General features: G+C 65.2%; 18 protein-coding genes. 11 read left to right on the top strand and 7 right to left on the bottom strand.

Features of this window, described 5'->3' with window-relative positions:
• Positions 1–38 precede the first annotated feature (38 nt).
• The 3 genes from FGU65_RS02655 (at position 39) to FGU65_RS02645 (ending at position 3,596) form a co-directional block, all read left to right on the top strand.
• Positions 39–2,159, top strand: a complete 2,121-nt coding sequence (locus FGU65_RS02655; RefSeq protein WP_301662847.1) for a catalase — start codon at positions 39–41, stop codon at positions 2,157–2,159.
• A 168-nt stretch (positions 2,160–2,327) separates the two neighbouring features.
• Positions 2,328–2,516, top strand: a complete 189-nt coding sequence (locus FGU65_RS02650) for a hypothetical protein (RefSeq protein WP_301662846.1) — start codon at positions 2,328–2,330, stop codon at positions 2,514–2,516.
• 81 nt (positions 2,517–2,597) lie between these two features.
• Positions 2,598–3,596 (top strand): radical SAM protein, encoded by a 999-nt coding sequence (locus FGU65_RS02645; protein ID WP_301662845.1) that lies wholly within the window; start codon positions 2,598–2,600, stop codon positions 3,594–3,596.
• On the opposite strand, the gene FGU65_RS02640 is transcribed toward FGU65_RS02645, so the two are convergent.
• Positions 3,571–4,218, bottom strand: coding sequence for a class I SAM-dependent DNA methyltransferase (locus FGU65_RS02640; RefSeq protein WP_301662926.1), 648 nt, complete (start codon positions 4,216–4,218; stop codon positions 3,571–3,573). The genes FGU65_RS02645 and FGU65_RS02640 overlap by 26 nt on opposite strands.
• A 79-nt stretch (positions 4,219–4,297) precedes the next feature.
• Positions 4,298–4,849, bottom strand: a complete 552-nt coding sequence (gene tsaA / locus FGU65_RS02635) for a tRNA (N6-threonylcarbamoyladenosine(37)-N6)-methyltransferase TrmO (protein WP_301662844.1) — start codon at positions 4,847–4,849, stop codon at positions 4,298–4,300.
• Between the two features lie 160 nt (positions 4,850–5,009).
• Between tsaA and FGU65_RS02630 the strand changes: the two genes are divergently transcribed.
• Positions 5,010–7,955: a PAS domain S-box protein gene (locus tag FGU65_RS02630; protein WP_301662843.1), complete on the top strand. Its 2,946-nt coding sequence runs from the start codon at positions 5,010–5,012 to the stop codon at positions 7,953–7,955.
• A 40-nt stretch (positions 7,956–7,995) separates the two neighbouring features.
• On the opposite strand, the gene FGU65_RS02625 is transcribed toward FGU65_RS02630, so the two are convergent.
• Entirely contained in the window at positions 7,996–8,517 is a 522-nt protein-coding gene (locus tag FGU65_RS02625; RefSeq protein WP_301662842.1) for a hypothetical protein, read from the bottom strand.
• Positions 8,518–8,637: 120 nt separating this feature from the next.
• Between FGU65_RS02625 and FGU65_RS02620 the strand changes: the two genes are divergently transcribed.
• Entirely contained in the window at positions 8,638–9,909 is a 1,272-nt protein-coding gene (locus tag FGU65_RS02620) for a serpin family protein (protein ID WP_301662841.1), read from the top strand.
• Here FGU65_RS02620 and FGU65_RS02615 read toward each other — a convergent pair.
• On the bottom strand, positions 9,890–10,336 hold the full coding sequence (locus tag FGU65_RS02615; protein ID WP_301662840.1) for a GNAT family N-acetyltransferase: 447 nt from the start codon (positions 10,334–10,336) through the stop codon (positions 9,890–9,892). The two genes, FGU65_RS02620 and FGU65_RS02615, sit on opposite strands and share 20 nt — an antisense overlap.
• 188 nt (positions 10,337–10,524) lie before the next feature.
• Between FGU65_RS02615 and FGU65_RS02610 the strand changes: the two genes are divergently transcribed.
• From FGU65_RS02610 to FGU65_RS02590, 5 genes are all read left to right on the top strand, one after another.
• A complete protein-coding gene (locus FGU65_RS02610; RefSeq protein ID WP_301662839.1) occupies positions 10,525–11,043 on the top strand; it encodes a TlpA family protein disulfide reductase in 519 nt (172 codons plus the stop codon).
• A 2-nt stretch (positions 11,044–11,045) separates the two neighbouring features.
• Positions 11,046–11,696 carry a cytochrome c biogenesis protein CcdA gene (locus tag FGU65_RS02605; protein WP_301662838.1) on the top strand — a complete coding sequence of 217 codons (651 nt, stop codon included), beginning with the start codon at positions 11,046–11,048 and terminating at the stop codon, positions 11,694–11,696.
• Between the two features lie 60 nt (positions 11,697–11,756).
• The gene (thiM, locus tag FGU65_RS02600; protein ID WP_301662837.1) at positions 11,757–12,566 is read left to right on the top strand and encodes a hydroxyethylthiazole kinase; all 810 of its coding nucleotides are present in this window, start codon (positions 11,757–11,759) and stop codon (positions 12,564–12,566) included.
• The gene (gene thiE / locus FGU65_RS02595; RefSeq protein WP_301662836.1) at positions 12,556–13,197 is read left to right on the top strand and encodes a thiamine phosphate synthase; all 642 of its coding nucleotides are present in this window, start codon (positions 12,556–12,558) and stop codon (positions 13,195–13,197) included. The genes thiM and thiE overlap by 11 nt, the downstream gene beginning before the upstream one ends.
• 104 nt (positions 13,198–13,301) lie before the next feature.
• Entirely contained in the window at positions 13,302–14,159 is an 858-nt protein-coding gene (locus FGU65_RS02590) for a methanogenesis marker 8 protein (RefSeq protein WP_301662835.1), read from the top strand.
• Between the two features lie 3 nt (positions 14,160–14,162).
• Here FGU65_RS02590 and FGU65_RS02585 read toward each other — a convergent pair whose 3' ends face one another.
• The 3 genes from FGU65_RS02585 to FGU65_RS02575 all read right to left on the bottom strand — a co-directional run bounded on the left by FGU65_RS02585 (position 14,163) and on the right by FGU65_RS02575 (position 15,734).
• The gene (locus tag FGU65_RS02585; RefSeq protein WP_301662834.1) at positions 14,163–14,849 is read right to left on the bottom strand and encodes a 4Fe-4S dicluster domain-containing protein; all 687 of its coding nucleotides are present in this window, start codon (positions 14,847–14,849) and stop codon (positions 14,163–14,165) included.
• A 101-nt stretch (positions 14,850–14,950) separates the two neighbouring features.
• A complete protein-coding gene (locus tag FGU65_RS02580) occupies positions 14,951–15,478 on the bottom strand; it encodes a zinc ribbon domain-containing protein (RefSeq protein WP_301662833.1) in 528 nt (175 codons plus the stop codon).
• Between the two features lie 127 nt (positions 15,479–15,605).
• Positions 15,606–15,734 carry a hypothetical protein gene (locus tag FGU65_RS02575; RefSeq protein ID WP_301662832.1) on the bottom strand — a complete coding sequence of 43 codons (129 nt, stop codon included), beginning with the start codon at positions 15,732–15,734 and terminating at the stop codon, positions 15,606–15,608.
• A gap of 288 nt (positions 15,735–16,022) precedes the next feature.
• Between FGU65_RS02575 and FGU65_RS02570 the strand changes: the two genes are divergently transcribed.
• Positions 16,023–16,886 carry a universal stress protein gene (locus FGU65_RS02570; RefSeq protein WP_301662831.1) on the top strand — a complete coding sequence of 288 codons (864 nt, stop codon included), beginning with the start codon at positions 16,023–16,025 and terminating at the stop codon, positions 16,884–16,886.
• Positions 16,887–16,897 lie beyond the last annotated feature (11 nt).

Below are 16,897 nucleotides of genomic sequence, written 5' to 3'. Positions count from 1 at the left end.
GCCGGAAGTCGGGACGATACGGATGCAGGTGAGGGGGTATGGACGAGAGGCGAAAGATAGATGAGAAGAGCAAGCAGGAACAGCTCGACACAGTCCGCGAGGACGCAGAACGCGAGTTCCTGACGACGAACCAGGGAGTCCGGGTCAGCCACACCGACGATTCGCTGAAGGCCGGGGAGCGCGGGCCGACGCTCCTTGAGGACTTTCACTTCCGCGAGAAGCTGACGCACTTTGATCACGAGCGGATCCCCGAGCGGGTGGTTCATGCCCGGGGATCGGGCGCCCACGGCTACTTTCAGGTCTACGAGCCGATGACCGAGTACACGAGGGCGGCGTTCCTCCAGGATCCTTCCAAGAAGACGCCGGTCTTCGTCCGGTTCTCGACCGTCGTCGGGTTTCGGGGATCCGCCGATACCGTCAGGGACGTCCGGGGGTTCGCGACGAAGTTCTACACCGAAGAGGGGAACTACGACCTCGTCGGCAACAACATGCCGGTCTTCTTCATCGTAGACGCGATCAAGTTCCCGGACCTCGTCCACGCCATCAAACCGGAGCAGCACCACCAGATGCCGCAGGCCTCCGCCGCCCACGACACCTTCTGGGACTTTGTCGGAAACCTGCCCGAGATCACCCACATGATCATGTGGGTCCTCTCGGACCGGGCGCTCCCGCGGAGTTACCGGATGATGGATGGGTTCGGGGTCAACACCTTCCGGTTCGTCAACGCCGGGGGGAAGGCGCGGTTCGTGAAGTTCCACTGGCGGCCGCTGCTCGGCGTCCACTCGCTCGTCTGGGACGAGACGCAGAAACTGGCAGGAAAGGACCCGGACTTCAACCGCCGCGACCTCTGGGAGGCGATCGAGATGGGGGACTACCCGGAGTTCGAGTTTGGCGTGCAGATGATTGAGGAGGAGGACGAGCACACATTCGAGTTCAACATCCTGGACGCGACCAAGATCTGGCCTGAGGAGGAGGTGCCGATCCGCTGGATCGGGAAGATGACCCTGAACCGGAATCCGGACAACTTCTTCGCCGAGACCGAGCAGGTCGCCTTCTGCCCGGCGAATGTCGTGCCCGGAATCGACCTCTCGAACGACCCGCTCCTGCAGGGCAGGCTCTTTTCGTACCTCGATACCCAGCTGATACGCCTCGGGGGCCCGAACTTCCAGGAGATCCCGATCAACCGCCCGCTGGCGCCGGTCGCCAACAACCAGCGGGAAGGCTACAACCGGATGACCATCAACAGCGGCGAGATCAGCTACTTCCCAAATGCCCTCGGCGAGAACAAGCCGCGGCCGGCGCCGGCGGAAGAGGGCGGGTTCGTCCACTACCAGGAGAAGGTCGAGGGATGGAAGATCCGTGCCCGGGGCGAGAAGTTCAACGACCACTTCAGCCAGGCGAAGCTCTTCTGGAACAGCATGTCGGATGCCGAGAAGGAGCACATCGTCAAGGCGTTCCACTTCGAGCTCGGGAAGGTCGCAGACGAGGGAGTCCGGCGGCGGGTGGTGGACCTCATCAACAATGTCGACGGCGACCTCGCGATACGGGTGGCCGCGGGGATCGGGGTGCCGCCGCCGGCAGAGAAGGGCGCGTCCTCCGGAACGAAGAAGTCCCCGAATCTCAGCCAGGAGAACACCGTCAGGGACACCGTGAAGAGCAGGAAGGTCGCGATCCTCGCCATGGACGGCTACGACCACAACGAAGTGATGCAGGTGAAGCAGGCCCTGAAAGATGCCGGGGCGCACCCGCTGGTCGTCTCGCAGTTCCGGGGCATGATCACATCCGCCGACGGCAGGGAGATGGAGGTCGACAAGAGCTATGTCACCACGGCATCGATCATGTACGACGCCGTCTATATCCCGGGCGGCAAGCATACCGATACCCTCAAAAGCCAGGGCTATGTACTCCACTTCGTCAACGAGGCATTCAAGCACTGCAAGCCGATCGGGGCGACGGGAGAGGGGATCGAGGTTCTGGAGGCATCGGACATCAGGGGCGTGAAGTATGCCGATGCCGGCGCCGGAGAAGACGTGGTGGATATGGGGGTCGTGACCTGCGGGAGCCGGGGAGACATGCACTCGTTTGCCGGGAATTTCAAGACGGCCATTGCCCAGCACCGCCACTGGGACCGGGAGAAGAAGGAGCAGGTGCCGGCCTGATGCCGGGCATTCCCTGGAACTTTTTTCGCAGTCGCTCTCGGCAGGATAGGGGAGCGATCGGGGATCTCAGGGTTTCCGTCTCTCGATGACCATCTCGCAGAAGGCATCTCCCCTGCACCGGGCTCTGGCGACGGAGATGGTAAACCCGGGGTTCAGGGCCTCTACCGCATGCCTGACATACGCCTGGCAGACGCTGTTGACCTGGGACGGCGGCAGAGCCTGTACGTCAACGACCGCTACCTGGACACGGTCTACGACAGCATGTTCAGCAGCGGATATGTAGCGCTCTCGGCAGATTCGGTCTCCAGTACCGATACGACGGTTGCCTTCGACAATCTCGAGATCGAGAAGATCTAAACCTCTTCTCCTGGCCGTGGCGGCGGGGGAGACCTCCCCCGTCCCAAAGGTTCTTGGGAACGTGCAGCGCCACGAAAGAGTATGACGGATCTCGAGTCCTGCCGCCTCTGTGAGTGGCGGTGCAGCGCCGACCGCCTGCGGGGAGAGCGGGGCGTCTGCCGTACCGGGCGTGCGGAGGTGGCGGCGACGATCTGCTCGGCGCCGCTCACAAGCTACATCGTCACCCTGCTCGGGTGCTGCTACCGCTGCCTCCACTGCAACGCCTACCGGATATCGCAGTACCCCGACCCCGGCTGGCACTACGCGGGGTATGTCCCGCCGGCGGCGTTGGTGGCCGACGCACGGGAACAGATAGCCGCTTTCCCGGGCCCGCGTATCCGGACAATCGGGTTTACCGGCGGAGACCCGATCGTCCATCTCCCCTACATCGAGGAGGTCGCGGCCGAGGTGGGGCGGCAGGGGCTCGGTGTCGGGATCGGGATCTCGACCGGCGGGTTTGCAACGCCGGAGACGATGGAGCGGATCGTCGACCTCTGCAGCGTGATCACCCTCGAGATCAAGGCCTGGTCGGACCCGGTGCACCGCGCTCTCACCGGGGCGCCGGTCGGGCCGGTGCTTCGGAACGCGGCCTCCCTCGTGCGCGAGGGGCGGGACGCCATCAGGGTCTTCCGGACGGTGGTGATTCCCGGCATGACCGACGGGGAGGTGGGCGCCATTGCCGGGTTCATCGCCTCGCTCGACCCGAGCGTGCCCTACCGGCTCATCGGGTTTCGGCCGAATAACGTCCTCTATTATCACCCAGGGCCGTCGCGGGAGGAGATGGAGCGGCTCTGCGGGGTCTGCCGTGATGCCGGGCTTGAGGATGTGGCCTGGAGCGGCTACTACCCCGAGGCGGTGCCGGACGAGGTCGGCGCTGGCGCAGCGCGGTTCACCGCTGCGTACGGGGGCGATCCCGCAGCGGCGCTCACCGCCGCCTATGCCGCGGCGTGCGGCTGCCCCACGCACCCGCGAAACTGCGGGTCCTGCCCCCTCCGCGACCGCTGCCCCGCAACACTCAAGGAGCCCTGGCGGGGGCGGTAGAACCAGAGACTTTCTGAAAATAGTATGCCCGCCATCCGCTTTCGGCAAGCTCCTGAGCCAGCGGCGCATCACGCACAAAGCCGAGCCCTGCCCGGGAAAAGCAGTCAAGAACAAACTCTTTTGCATGCCGGTAGACGACCCGCTCGATCCGCTCCCCGTCGATCTCCGGATACTCTGCACGGTTCTCCTCACCGACCTGCAGGACTGCAAGAAAGATGCCGTCCTCGCGCAGCACCGCGGCGGCACACGCCACGGCCGCCTGCAGCCGGACGGGGGAGAGGTGGATGAGCGAGCCGGCCGCGAAGATGCCGTCGTAGGTGCTGATGGACGGGTCGAGATCGAAAAAGTCCATCTCCAGAAAGACGCATTCGGGAGTCCGCTCCCGGGCAATGGCGATCGACCGGGGGCTGAAATCGATCCCGGTCACCGCGGCGCCGAGAGCGTGCAGCCGCTTCGCCTCATGACCGGTGCCGCAGCCGAGGTCGAGGACGTCCGGGCGGTCCGGGAGCAGGCGCAGAAAGTCGCGGATCGTGCAGAGCAGCAGGTCGCTCGCGTACCAGACTTCGGCCGTTTCATCGGCGACGGCATCGTAGAACCGCCGTATCACGTCGTCGTCCGTCATCTGCGCCACTCCTGCTCACCGACGAGGAAGCGGTCGCCGGATCGGATAGTCCGGCATCCCGGCAGCCATACCCCTGACCTCACGCCTGCCGCTCGCCGACTTCCTGCATAAGCATGTCCATCCAGGCGGGTACCCGCACCTCCCCGCCCGGGATCTGGGCCGGGACGTAGGGCTTGATGTCGATGACGGGGCTGCCGTCGACGGCGTCGAGGCCGGCGACCTCCAGCACGTTCCCCCGCCGGGCGTGCAGCCTGACGACGGTCACGAGCACCGGGTTCGGGCGGGCGGGGCTGCAGGTCGCGTAGATCCCGACTTTGGGGATATCGGTTCTGCCCATCGGGTGGACGTGCGTGAGCGACCGGCTATCCTCCGGAATCTTATGCCCCCAGTAGACCACCGTGATATGGGAGTACTCCTCGATACCGTCGAGCACCCCGACGCGGCCGGCGTCGATGACGAGCTCCGATACCGCTCTGCTCGTGCTCTGGATATGGTTCATGCTTGCGTCGTGTCCTTCCCGCATCGCGATACCGTCCCTGCCGGCGACGAGGAAGGGTTCCTGGATGGCGTTCCTGATGATTCCCACGGGCCGCAGGGTCATGCCGTCGGGGTCGGGTGATGGTTCATACATGGCAGTACTTCTCCTGGGCAGGTACCTACGCCATATGGTGGCGTATTTCTACCGGACGCGGCAACGCGCTGCCGTCGCACCCGCACACCGAAAGGGAAACGGTTTTCAGGTCTCTCGGCAGATAATATGCGTAAATAACCGGGGAATCAAAAACGCGCCCATGATATCCGTCCTCTATGTCGACGACGAGCCCGCACTCCTCGACATTACCAGGCATTTCCTTGAAAAGAGCGGTGAAATGACCGTCGATACCGTTCCGTCCGCAGGTGAGGCCATCGAGCGGCTGCGGCACCGGACGTACGATGCGATCGTCTCCGACTACCAGATGCCCGTGATGGACGGAATCGCGTTCCTGCAGTACGTCCGGAGCAAATTCGACTCGCTTCCATTCATCCTTTTCACCGGCCGGGGGCGCGAAGAGGTCGTCATCGAAGCCCTGAACACCGGCGCCGACTTCTACCTGCAGAAAGGGAGCGACCCGAAGACCCAGTTCCGCGAACTCGAGCATAAGGTCAAGCATGCCGTCTACCGCCGGCGTGCAGAAGTGCAGCTCCTGCAGTCCGAGAAGCGGATGACGGATATCATCAATTTCCTGCCGGACGCGACGTTCGCCATCGATCCGGAGGGGCGGGTAATCGCGTGGAACCGGGCGACCGAGGAGATGACCGGCATCGCCGCCGAGGATATCGTCGGCAAGGGAGACTTCGAGTACGCGCTCCCCTTCTACGGCGAACGCAGGCGAACGCTGATCGATCTCGTTCTCAAATGCGATCCGAACTATTCCAGGCAGCAATACGCCAACATTTCCAGAAACGGAGGCAGCATCACCGTCGAGACGGAGTACGCGCATCCACAGGGCCGGAAGGTCGTTCTCTGGGCAAAGGCATCGCCTCTCTACGATGAGGACGGCACCCTGACCGGCGCAATCGAATCGGTCCGCGACATCACCGCCCTCAAGACCGCCCAGCAGGAGCTCGAGCAGAAGAACGAAGAGCTGATGGCGTCGAACGAACAACTTGCCGCGGCGGAAGAGGAGATACGCCAGCAGATGGACGAGATCGTGGTCGGCAAGCAGGAGCTCGAGCAGAAGAACGAAGAGCTGATGGCGTCAAACGAACAACTTGCCGCGGCGGAAGAGGAGATACGCCAGCAGATGGACGAACTTGCTGCGGCGCACGACGAGCTCCGGAAGAACGAGGCGCGGTACCGGGCGGTCGTCGAGGAGCAGACCGAACTGATCTGCCGTTTTACGCCGGATTTCATCTGTTCCTTCGTCAACGAAGCATTCTGCCGGTTCTTCGGGAAACAGCGGGAGGAACTTCTGAAAAAGAGGGTTGATACGGCGTTCAGTCTTCCGGACAATAGCGACCGGATACGCGCAGCACTGGAAGGACTCACTCCCGAACACCCCGATACGACGATCGACCAGCGGATGATCCTCGCCGACGGCACGGTGCGGTGGGTGCGCTGGAATGTCCGGGCGCTCTATTACTATCCGAGCGGTATCTTCGGCTATCAGGCGGTGGGGCGCGACACCACCGGGTACATGCGGATGAAGCACGCCCTCGAGCAACGCTACCGCTTTGAGAAGACCATCGCCGCTGTCTCGTCGCGGTTCATCACCTGCGACGACTTCGATGCGGCGGTGCACGGCTCGCTGCGGGATATCGGCATCTTGAGCGCCGCCTCCCGCGCATACCTCTTCCTCTTCGATGACGACGGTGAGACCATGAACAATACCCACGAGTGGTGCGCCGAGGGAGTGTCGCCCCAGCGGGATACCCTCCAGCACCTCCCCTGCGACACCTTCCCGTGGTGGATGGCCCGCCTCCGCAGGGGGGAGGTCATCGCCGTCCCCGACGTCGCGGCGCTCCCCGCCGACGCTTCTGTCGAGCGGGAGGTCCTGGAGAGCCAGGAGATCCGGTCGGTGCTGGTCCTGCCGGTGCAGAACCGGGGAGAGGTCATCGGGTTCATCGGGCTCGACAATGTCGTTTACACCACCGAATGGCACCCGGAGGATGCGGAGCTCCTCCGCATCTCCTCGGAGATCATCGGCGGCGCACTGGTGCGAAAGCGGATGGAGGAGGGGCTCCGGGAGCGGGAAGCGCATTTCCAGTTCCTGGTGAACCATTCCTCCGACGTCTTCGTGATCGTCAACCCGGACGCCGCCATCCGCTATATCAGCCCGGTCGCCGCCGATATCACCGGGTATCCAATAGAGACGTTTACGGGGTCGATCTTTGACCACATTCACCCGGAAGACATCCCGCTCCTCCGGGGGTACTGGAGCGATCTGATCGACGATCGGAGCGCCTCGGTCCGGTTCGACTTCCGCATGGCCCACAAAAACGGAAACGTGCTCTATCTCGAGGGGCTGGCGCAGAGCTACCTGGACGATCCGTCGATCCGCGGCATCATCGTAAACATCCGCGACGTCACCGAACGGAAACGGACGGAAAGGGCGGTGCAGGAGGCGAACAGGAAACTGCACCTGCTCTCGAACGTCACCCGGCACGACATCCTCAACCAGGTGATGGTTCAGCTCGGGTACATCGATATTGCCCGGCAGGAGAGCCCGAGCCCGGAGCTCACCGAGTGTGCCCGGAACATCGAGGCCGCGGCTCGCACGATCCAGCGGCAGATCGAGTTCACCCGCGACTACCAGAATCTCGGGATCAGAAATCCCGTCTGGGTACGGATCGCCGATGTCGTTGCAGACCTACCGGCGTCCCCTATCACCGTTGGGAGCGATCTTCCGGCGATCGAGATCTTCGCAGACCCGCTGCTCGAGAAGGTCTTTGAGAACCTGCTGGATAACACCCTCCGCCACGCCGCGGGCGCGACCGGCGTTTGCGTCTCGTACCGCACCGATCCTGGGGGGCTGACGATCCTCTGGGAGGACGACGGCGCCGGCATCCCGGACGATCAGAAAGAACGGATCTTCAAGCGGGGATACGGCAAAAATACGGGGCTCGGGCTCTACCTGGTGCGGGAGATCCTCGCCATCACCGGCATCGCGATCCGGGAGACGGGTGTCCCCGGCGAGGGCGCACGCTTCGAGATCGCCGTGCCGGGCGGGGCATACCGGGTTTCGGCGGACGCGTAGATACCATCGGCACGGCTTTTGGGTATGCTTCCGGCGCCGGTCAGCTCCCGACCACCCGCAGCCATCCCTGCTGCGCCTCAATGACCTCGCCGCTGCAGCGCAGCATCTGAAGCAGCGTCTCGGTCTCCGCTTCGGGGTAGGGCGACTCTTCGATGACCTGGGAGATGCGGGCGAGGCCGAGGACGTTGGTCTTCGCCAGGGCACGGATCGTCTCTTTTATCTGCCTGCCTTTCTCCCCGGCCTGCAGGATCGGCGGCTCCGGCGCGGCCGGGACGGCATCCGCTCCCCGAAGCTTCTGAAGACTGCTCTCCGGAACAAAACCCAGCCGCTGGTTGGCATAGGGCTGCAACCCGCAGAGCACGTATTTCCGGCAGATACCATCGCGGGGATCGAACTCCAGGAAGAGCGCCAGGTTCTCCTCTTCGGCGAGGAGGACGGCGTCGGACTTCGTCCGGCTCCACGGGGTAAACCCAAGATCCCGGAGTGTTTCGATAAGGAGGTTGCCGTTCGCGTACGTTTCCCCTATCACCGCTTCAATGCGTTCTACGGCGTCCGTACTCATCCATTCCTGTTGCCCGTGCGATCTCATGAATCCTCGGTTTTCGTTTCGGCGGGAAGGAGACTTCGAAAAAAATCGTCGTCAACGCTGGGTATATCTCTTCGGAGCGGCAGAGAGCAGACCATGAACCAGAGATGGATCGGTCTTTTCGTCCTGGCGGCGGTCGTCGTGCTCGGCGGCATCGCTGCAGGGTGCATCGACGTGCCGGGAGCGGCAACCGCGGAGCCGGAGAGCCCGACACCGCCGGCCGCTGCCGGGAACGTGGTTGCGGGCAGCAACGCGTTTGCCTGCGACCTCTACCACCGCCTCGCGAATGATTCTGCGACGGAGAACATCTTCTTCTCGCCCGTCAGCATATCGTCCGCCCTTGCGATAACCTACGAGGGCGCCCGCGGCACCACCGCCGGGGAGATAGCGTCGGTGCTGCACCTGCCCGGAAACGAAACCCTCCGGCGGACAGGATTTGCCGCCCTCACGGGAGGACTCAGCCGCGGCGATGCAAACACCACCCTCCGGACAGCGAACGCCCTCTGGGCTGAGGAGACGTATCCGTTCCTGCCGGAGTATATCGAGACGGCGGAGCGGTATTACGCCGCGAATGTCACGAACCTCGATTTCATCGGCGCTCCTGAAGAGTCTCGGCAGACGATCAACCGCTGGGTCGAGAGACAAACCGAAGAGAAGATCCAGGACCTGCTGCCGGCGGGCTCAATCGATCCCCTGACCCGGCTCGTCATCACGAACGCAATTTATTTCACGGGAACGTGGGAGCTGCAGTTCGACGCGAACGAGACGGCGGACGCCGATTTCCGGGTTTCACCGGATGAAACTGTGCGTGTCCCGATGATGCAGCGAACCGGCGAGGATGCCGTCTACCCCTACGCGGAGACCGACACCCTCCAGGCGCTCGCGATGACGTACGCCGGCGGGAGCAACCTCTCGATGCTCGTCCTGCTGCCGAAGGACGGCAACCTGACTGCCGCGGAGGAGGCATGCGGTGCGGAGAACCTTGCGGAGCTCCGGCAGGCGCTCGCCCGCGAGCGGGTCGACGTCTTCTTCCCGAAGTTCGCCCTCGAGGAGGAGTACAGCCTCCCGGAGACCCTCACGGCGATGGGGATGCCGGCGGCGTTCACCGGTGCTGCGGACTTTTCGGGGATGGACGGGACAAAGAACCTTTTCATCACCGCCGTCGTCCATAAGGCATTCGTCAACGTGAACGAGGAGGGGACCGAGGCAGCGGCGGCGACCGGGGTCGCTGTCAGCCTGAGCGCCGCGCCCATCGACGAGGAGGTGCCCGTCTTCCGGGCGGATCATCCGTTCGTCTTTGTGATCCTGGACGACGATACCGGGACTATCCTCTTCATTGGACGGGTCTTCAGGCCGCCGGCGGCCTGACCCCCTCCCGCACCATCGGACAGATGTTGCATCCCTCCATCTCCCCGAAGCAGAAGTTGAACCGGTCTCGGATGGACGTCGGCATCTCCGCCTCCGGGATCGGGATCCAGCCGAAGGTCTTGTAGAACCCGATCAGGACGATCGTCGAGTGGATATAGATCGTCTCATGCCCGCAGGCGTCGAGCAGCGCCCGGACGGCGATGCGCGCCAGCCCCCTGCCCCGGTAGTCATCCAGGGTGAAGACGCAGTCCATCTCGTTGCCGTCCGGGTGCCGGGTGAACCGGGCGGTCGCAGCGAGGTCGCCATCCTCGAAGACGCCGAAGATCCGTTCGGCCTTTGGGTCTGCCTTCTGGCCGCGGTAGTGCTTCCAGACCTTCTCGGCGAGGGGGAACTCCGAGGGCGATAGTTCACGGACAGTCTCTGTCATTCACCGAATATACTCCGCTGCCCCTTCTAAACCTATCGGGGCAGAGCCTTCGGGCAAGAGACCCGGCCGGTTGGCGATACCAGCCCGCTTCTCCGGTGCATACCCGAAAAGCCGTTCGGAGAGGATATGCCGCCCGGGCAAATCTTCATGTAGTATAATGGAGAACTAGCCGGCAGGAGTGATACCGCATGCGATCCGGATACTTCATCGCAGTCGTACTGATCCTTCTTCTCGCCGCGGCGGCGGCGCTCTGCACCGAGCGGCAGGAGGAGGGTGCCGCCGCCTGGCAGGAGACGCCTATCACCGACCTCGTCACCGGGGAAGCGTTCACCATCGCCGGTCTTGCTGCGGCGGGCGATCCCGTCCTCATCCAGACCTACGCCGACTGGTGCCCGGCCTGTTCGGCGCAGCTTGCAGAGATCGCCCGGCTCCAGGAGAGCAGCCCCGAAACGGCGACCTTCGTTCTGCTCTCCCCCGACCCCGCTGCCGACCCGGAGACGATGCAGCAGCGGTTCCTCGCCGCGGGGGTCACGGGGCATGCCGCCATCCCGCCGCCCGGGTTCAGCCGGGCAATGATCGGCGACCTCGGGAGGGCGCCCTTTGCCACGTACCCATCCCTCTTCGTCGTCGACGAGTCCGGCAACGCATCGCTCCTCTCAGACGCGCCCCTCTCCGCCGCCGGGATAGCGGCCCGCCTCTCCGGGTGAGTATGCTCCCCTTCGTCCTCTCGTACCTTGCGGGGCTTGCGACCCCGCTCGGGGCGGTCTGCGTCCTCCCGCTCTACCCCGGCTATATCGCGTTCCTTGCCGGCCTTCCCGGCGAGCGGCGGGTACTCGCATCGCCCGCCGCCGTCGGCGCGGTCGTCACGGCCGGGGTGATCGCCGGGATGTTCGGCTTCGGCCTCGTCACCGCAGGGCTCTTCGGGCTCTCGGTCTCGGCAGCGATCGGCGTCGTGGCGCCGGCGCTCTACGCGGTGCTCGCCGTCGTCGGGGCAGCGATGCTCCTCGGGGTGGACGTCGCGGGACGTCTCCCCGGGGTGCAGGCGCCGACAGGAGGGAGCCCGGCCGGCTCCGCCCTCCTCTTCGGGGCGTTCTTCGGCCTGATCGCACTCCCTTGCAACCCGGGACCGATCATCCTCCTCTTCGCCCTGAGCGCCTCCGCCGCAGACTTCGCCGCAAACCTGCTCCACTTCCTGCTCTTCGCCCTCGGGATGGCGACGCCGCTCTTTGCCCTCTCGCTCATCCCTGCCGGGCGGGGGCGGTCGATAGCAGGGTTCCTTGCCCAAAACCACCGCGCTGTCTCCCGGGTGACGGGGCTCTTCCTCCTCGCCGTCGCAGTCTTCTCTCTCGCGGCCGCGTGAAGGAACCCTGAAGTCCGCATACCGCATACTCTGGTATACACAACGCGCCCGGAAGATGCTATGAACCAGAAGACATGCGCCGATATCCTTGCACGCGTGCGGTCGAAGCGGCCGCTCATACACCACATCACGAACAGCGTCACGATCAACGACTGCGCCAACGTCACCATCGCCGCCGGTGCCGCCCCGGTGATGGCCGCGGCTCCTGAAGAGGCTGCCGAGATGGTCGCGGCCGCCGGAGCCCTCGTCCTGAACATCGGGACGCTCTCACGCGAACAGGTCGAGGCGATGCTCCTTGCGGGGATGCGGGCAAACGAGCTCGGTATCCCGGTCGTCCTCGACCCGGTCGGGGCGGGGGCGACGCGACTGCGGACCGAGAGCGCCCTTCGCCTCCTCGACCGGATCGACGTCGCCGTCCTGAAGGGGAACGCCGGCGAGATCGGGACGATCGCCGGCACCGGCGGCACTGTCCGGGGCGTGGACTCGGGCGGCATCGCCGGCGATCCGGTCGATACCGCACGCGAATGCGCCCGCACGACCGGCGCTGTCGTCGCGATGAGCGGGGCGGCCGATATCGTCACAGACGGAAGAAGGATCGTCCTGGTCGAGAACGGCACCCCCCTGATGGGGCAGCTCTCCGGCACCGGGTGCATGGCGGCGTCGGTCACCGGGGCGTTCGCCGCGGTCGAGCGCGACCGAGTGCTTGCCGCAGCGGCGGCGCTCGCCGCCTTCGGGAGGGCCGGGGAGCGTGCTGCAGGAGAGGCGCGCGGCCCCTACTCCTTCCGGACGGCGCTGATCGACGAGGTCTTCACCCTCACCGGGAACGACCTTGCAGAGCACGCACGGGTGAGGACGATCGATGACCTATGACCTCTACGTCGTGACCGACGAGCAGATCGGCCATGGCCGCAGCCACGCCGAGCTCGCCCGGCTCGCGGTCGCCGGTGGGGCGGACGCCGTCCAGCTCCGCGACAAATCCCTCTCCTGCCGCAGCCTCCTCACGGCGGCGCGGGAGGTCCGGGTGGTCACCGCAGAAGAAGGCGCCCTCTTTATCGTGAACGACCGGCTGGACGTGGCTCTCGCCGCCGGCGCCGACGGCGTCCACCTCGGGCAGAGCGACCTGCCGGTCGAATGCGCACGCCGGCTGGTGCCGCCGGAGTTCATCGTCGGCGTCTCGGTCAGGTGCGCCGATGAGGCGGTCCGTGCCGTGGCGGGCGGCGCCGACTACGTCGCGCTCAGCCCGCTCTTTGCGACCGGGTCGAAGGCAGACGCAGGTGCCGGCCACGGTCTCGCCGCCCTTGCGAGCATTCGGTCTGCGGTCGGCGTGCCGGTGCTCGCGATCGGCGGGATCGGGCAGCGGAACGTCCGGGAGGTGATCGCCGCCGGCGCCGACGGCGTCGCGGTCATCTCGGCGGTTGTCGCTGCCGAGGACGTGGCGGCGGCGGCACGCGGCCTGAAAGCGCAGATCGTCGCTGCAAAAGAGGCGCGAAGACGGCGATGATCCGCCGGGAGCAGATCTGCATCCGCCAATACGGGGCGGATCCGCGACACATTTCTCCCCGCAGGGACGAAGTACTCCCACACATTCTTTGAGGAGATACACGTATGCCTGATACGGACGAGCATATCATCGAGGCGATAGGAAAGACCCGCGTCGTCGTCAGGAACGGCAACGTCGTCGAGGTCGGCGAGTCGGTCATCGCCGACTGCCCGCTTGCAAAGCGGTTCGCCTGCCCGGTCACCGAGATATCTGCCGACGCGGTCAGGGAGAACATCGAACACCGGATACGGGCGTTCGGGATGTGCACCCCCGACCGGGCGGTGCTGGAGACCCGGGAGTTCGTCGGCTTCGGGGCGTCCGAACTGCTCAGTTTCGGGATGAAGACAGGGCTGATCGACGCCGCGGTCATAGCCTGCGACGGCGCCGGGACGGTTGTCGTGACCGACCCTGCGATGGTGCAGGGGATCGGAGGGCGGATGTCCGGGCTTGTGCGGACGACACCGTACCCGTCCGTCATCGACCGGATCGAGAAAGGCGGCGGCATCGTCCTCGACCGGGAGGGTGCCGCTATCGACCAGGGGGCGGGCGTCGCGCTCGCAGCGGCCAGGGGCTACCGAAACGTCGCCGTCACGGTCGCCCGCCCGCAGGATACGGCGGCGATCCGCCGGGCGCACCCGGCAACCTTTATCGTCGCGGTGCACAGTACCGGCATGACCCGGGACGAGGCGGCGGTGGTCGCCGCTGCCGCTGACCTGGTGACGGCCTGCGCATCGGGTGCGGTCCGGGAGGTCGCCGGGCCGCGGGCGCTCGTCCAGGCCGGGATCTCGGTGCCGGTCTACGCGATGACGGAGCGGGGAAAAGATCTCATCATCGAGAAGATCCGCCGTTCGGACGAGCAGGTGCTGCTCAAACCGACCCGCCTCCCGGTGCCCGGCGACCGGCAGCCCGAACCCCTGGTCTGAGACTTACTTTGGGCAGGCCTGGATGCAGAGGCCGCAGCGAAGTCCGCCGAGCGTGTGGAACATATAGTCTGCGCATTTTTTCCGGTCGATCGTGCCGTCGGCGGTGAACGCCCCGGCCGGGCAGGCCGCGACGCATCGCATACACTCTTTGCAGTCTTCGTGCAGGAACGGGCGGGACGGATCTCCTCCGTCGCCGAGAGGCGCGTCCGTGACGACGGCGGTCATCCGGATGCGGGTGCCGAATTCGTCGGTGATCAGGAGGTGGTTTGCCCCATAGCTCCCGAGACCGGCCGCGTAGGCCGCGTACTTGATGGACATATCGGCCATGAGCGTCTCTCGATCCGCGTACCAGTAGCCGAACTCGCTGCCTTCCGTCGGGACAATCGTGGCACGGTAGCCGTCTCTCTCGATCCGCCGCGCCAGCCGGAAGGCGATGAGCCGCAGCGTCGCCGTGCCCGCCATCAGGGTGTTGGTGTACTCTGCCCTGCCCTTCGGGAGGCTCTCGATCGAGCCCCGGGGAACCGCAACGCCGAGGACGATCACCGAGCGGGCGCTCTCCATGAAGTCCTGTGGCCGGTTGCCGGTGTACTCCGGGCTCAGGAAGTGGCGCACATCGGCCACCCCGAAGAGTTCCGCGCCCAGCTCGAGGGCGGCCGCCCGCAGGGTGCTGGTGTATGAGTCCTTGGTCATGTGATGCTCCTGTGGCAGGAGTGTTGGCCGTTGTTCTGTATAGAGATACGGAAAAAAGGTAGATGGCTTTTCGAAAAAGAGTGTGGGGCGCAGTCCTGCCCTTACCCCTGCCACCGCGGCAGCGTCGAGAGGTACTGCTCCACCATACCCTTCGCTTTCTCGACGGGCATGCCGAGGCGTGCGGCCATCATCGGCGCGTACTTCGCGACCGCCGCGGCCTTCGTAAGGTCCGGTTCGGTGAAGGCGCCGTCCCGGTAGCAGTAGGTGCAGTAAGTGCCGCTCCGCGACCCGTCCGCCTCGGTCCCGGCGTCCTCGTCCCGTGCGAGGGGCATCCCGCAGCTCGCACAGAGCGGGACCTCCCGCCCGGCCCAGCGCTTCAGGCTGGCGAGCTGCTCTCTGGCGAACTCTTTCGCGTTCTTGGGTGGTATCTCATAGAGCTGCGCGAGCATCGCACCGCCCTTCTCCGCCATTTCGTCGATGGTGATAGCAGGATCGGTGTAGGCGCCACTCTGGTAGCAGTAGGTGCAGTATTCCTTCGACAGCGACCCGTCCGCCTCCGTGCCGAAATCGGCCTTGGTATTCATCGGCATTCCGCAGCTCTGGCATGCTTTCGCGATTATCTCGTCCATGTGATATTCTCCAATCCTCGATCGAACATATAGCAGTGGTGATGCTCGTAAAGAATGAATGGAGCAGCCCCGGGATAAACATTCCTGCAGAGGCTTTCGGAGAACGGGCGGCCGAAAAAAGAGAAGATCAGATGTCCTTGAGGACTTCCTCGGGCAGGGTGTCGAACGCCGCCATGAGGCTGTCGGCCTCGGCCTCAAAAGCCCCGGCGACGTTGGCGGAGGCGGCAGACTCCACCCGCTCTTTCGTGTGCATCATCGCGGTGCAGGCCGCACGCTTCGCCGCGTTCCCGGGTTTGTTGAGGCAGCCACTCTCGGCGAAGGCGCTCCCGCATCGTCAAACTCCTGCATCGTATCCCGGAACACCTCCTTCGCTGCAGTGTTTGCGGAGTTCTCGAGTTCGCCCTCTCTGGCAAACCGGGCGGCGAGCACGTCGATCCAATCGAATACATTGGCAGGAGCGTTCGCGATACCACTTCGTTTTGACAGGGGCCGCCCGCGGCGCGAAGCGGTTATATTGAGGCAGGACAATAGCCTCACTGATCCGATGTTCGCGACGATACTCTTCCCGGTCGACCTCTCCGGTGTCACCGAACGGATGTTCTGCGCCGCCGGCGACCTGGCCGATGCCGGGGCCGGCGAATTCCTGCTCTTCCATGTCGTCGAGCGGCGGGAGGCGGATGCCGATGCCGGGGCGGTCGACTACGCCCGGGGCGTCCTTGACGACTGGAGCCGGCGGCTTATAGCGGCCGGGGTGCCCGCCGTCAGGGCGGACGTGGCGGTCGGGACACCCTGGACCGAGATCGTCGGGCGTGCGGCGCGTGACCGCGTCTCGGCCATTCTCATCGGATCGCACCCGAAGGGCGTGCTCAGGCGGACGTTCCTCGGCAACGAGACCGAGAACGTGCTCCACCATGCGGGCTGCCCGGTGCTCATCCTGAAACTCAGCCGCATCGAACCGGTCAGCGAGGCCGCGTGCACGCTCGCCAAGGAGCGGCTGCTCGAGCGGATCCTCTTCGCCACCGATTTTTCGGAGGACGCGGAGAAGTGCATCCCGTTCGTCGAGGCGATCGCCCGCAGCACCGCCCCGGACCTGACGCTGGTGCATATCCGGGATACCCGGCGGCTCGGCCCTGCGTCGGCGCCGCAGATGGAGGAGAGAGAACGCCGCGACGCACGGCGGCTCGAGGAGCTGCGGCGCAGGTTCGAGACCCTCGGTGCCGGGAAGGTGACCACGATCGTCAGGACCGGCAACGCCATCACGGAGCTGCTGGCGGTCATCGCAGCGGCAGACCCGGGGCTGGTCGTCATGGGTGCAAAAGGACGATCGAACGCCGTTGCGATGCGGCTCGGCGGGGTCAGCGAGGCGGTCGTGCACGCCGCCGGATCGCACGTCCTCGTGGTGCGGTAGGAGATGATCGA

The sequence above is a fragment of the Methanoculleus frigidifontis genome (assembly GCF_030464345.1).
GTDB lineage: Archaea > Halobacteriota > Methanomicrobia > Methanomicrobiales > Methanoculleaceae > Methanoculleus_A > Methanoculleus_A frigidifontis.
Note: the sequence above shows the minus strand (reverse complement) of the source record. Positions and strands in the feature narration are given on the sequence as shown.

Excerpts from the sequence above, each read along its gene's own strand:
- thiM (WP_301662837.1), top strand. The coding sequence starts at position 11,757 with ATGAACCAGAAGACATGCGCCGATATCCTTGCACGCGTGCGGTCGAAG.
- FGU65_RS02650 (WP_301662846.1), top strand. The coding sequence starts at position 2,328 with ATGCCTGACATACGCCTGGCAGACGCTGTTGACCTGGGACGGCGGCAG.
- FGU65_RS02625 (WP_301662842.1), bottom strand. The coding sequence starts at position 8,517 with ATGAGTACGGACGCCGTAGAACGCATTGAAGCGGTGATAGGGGAAACG.
- thiE (WP_301662836.1), top strand. The coding sequence starts at position 12,556 with ATGACCTATGACCTCTACGTCGTGACCGACGAGCAGATCGGCCATGGC.
- FGU65_RS02655 (WP_301662847.1), top strand. The coding sequence starts at position 39 with ATGGACGAGAGGCGAAAGATAGATGAGAAGAGCAAGCAGGAACAGCTC.
- FGU65_RS02645 (WP_301662845.1), top strand. The coding sequence starts at position 2,598 with ATGACGGATCTCGAGTCCTGCCGCCTCTGTGAGTGGCGGTGCAGCGCC.
- FGU65_RS02630 (WP_301662843.1), top strand. The coding sequence starts at position 5,010 with ATGATATCCGTCCTCTATGTCGACGACGAGCCCGCACTCCTCGACATT.
- FGU65_RS02590 (WP_301662835.1), top strand. The coding sequence starts at position 13,302 with ATGCCTGATACGGACGAGCATATCATCGAGGCGATAGGAAAGACCCGC.
- FGU65_RS02620 (WP_301662841.1), top strand. The coding sequence starts at position 8,638 with ATGAACCAGAGATGGATCGGTCTTTTCGTCCTGGCGGCGGTCGTCGTG.
- FGU65_RS02570 (WP_301662831.1), top strand. The coding sequence starts at position 16,023 with ATGTTCGCGACGATACTCTTCCCGGTCGACCTCTCCGGTGTCACCGAA.
- FGU65_RS02615 (WP_301662840.1), bottom strand. The coding sequence starts at position 10,336 with ATGACAGAGACTGTCCGTGAACTATCGCCCTCGGAGTTCCCCCTCGCC.
- FGU65_RS02605 (WP_301662838.1), top strand. The coding sequence starts at position 11,046 with ATGCTCCCCTTCGTCCTCTCGTACCTTGCGGGGCTTGCGACCCCGCTC.
- FGU65_RS02640 (WP_301662926.1), bottom strand. The coding sequence starts at position 4,218 with ATGACGGACGACGACGTGATACGGCGGTTCTACGATGCCGTCGCCGAT.
- FGU65_RS02585 (WP_301662834.1), bottom strand. The coding sequence starts at position 14,849 with ATGACCAAGGACTCATACACCAGCACCCTGCGGGCGGCCGCCCTCGAG.
- FGU65_RS02575 (WP_301662832.1), bottom strand. The coding sequence starts at position 15,734 with ATGATGCACACGAAAGAGCGGGTGGAGTCTGCCGCCTCCGCCAACGTC.
- FGU65_RS02610 (WP_301662839.1), top strand. The coding sequence starts at position 10,525 with ATGCGATCCGGATACTTCATCGCAGTCGTACTGATCCTTCTTCTCGCC.
- tsaA (WP_301662844.1), bottom strand. The coding sequence starts at position 4,849 with ATGTATGAACCATCACCCGACCCCGACGGCATGACCCTGCGGCCCGTG.
- FGU65_RS02580 (WP_301662833.1), bottom strand. The coding sequence starts at position 15,478 with ATGGACGAGATAATCGCGAAAGCATGCCAGAGCTGCGGAATGCCGATG.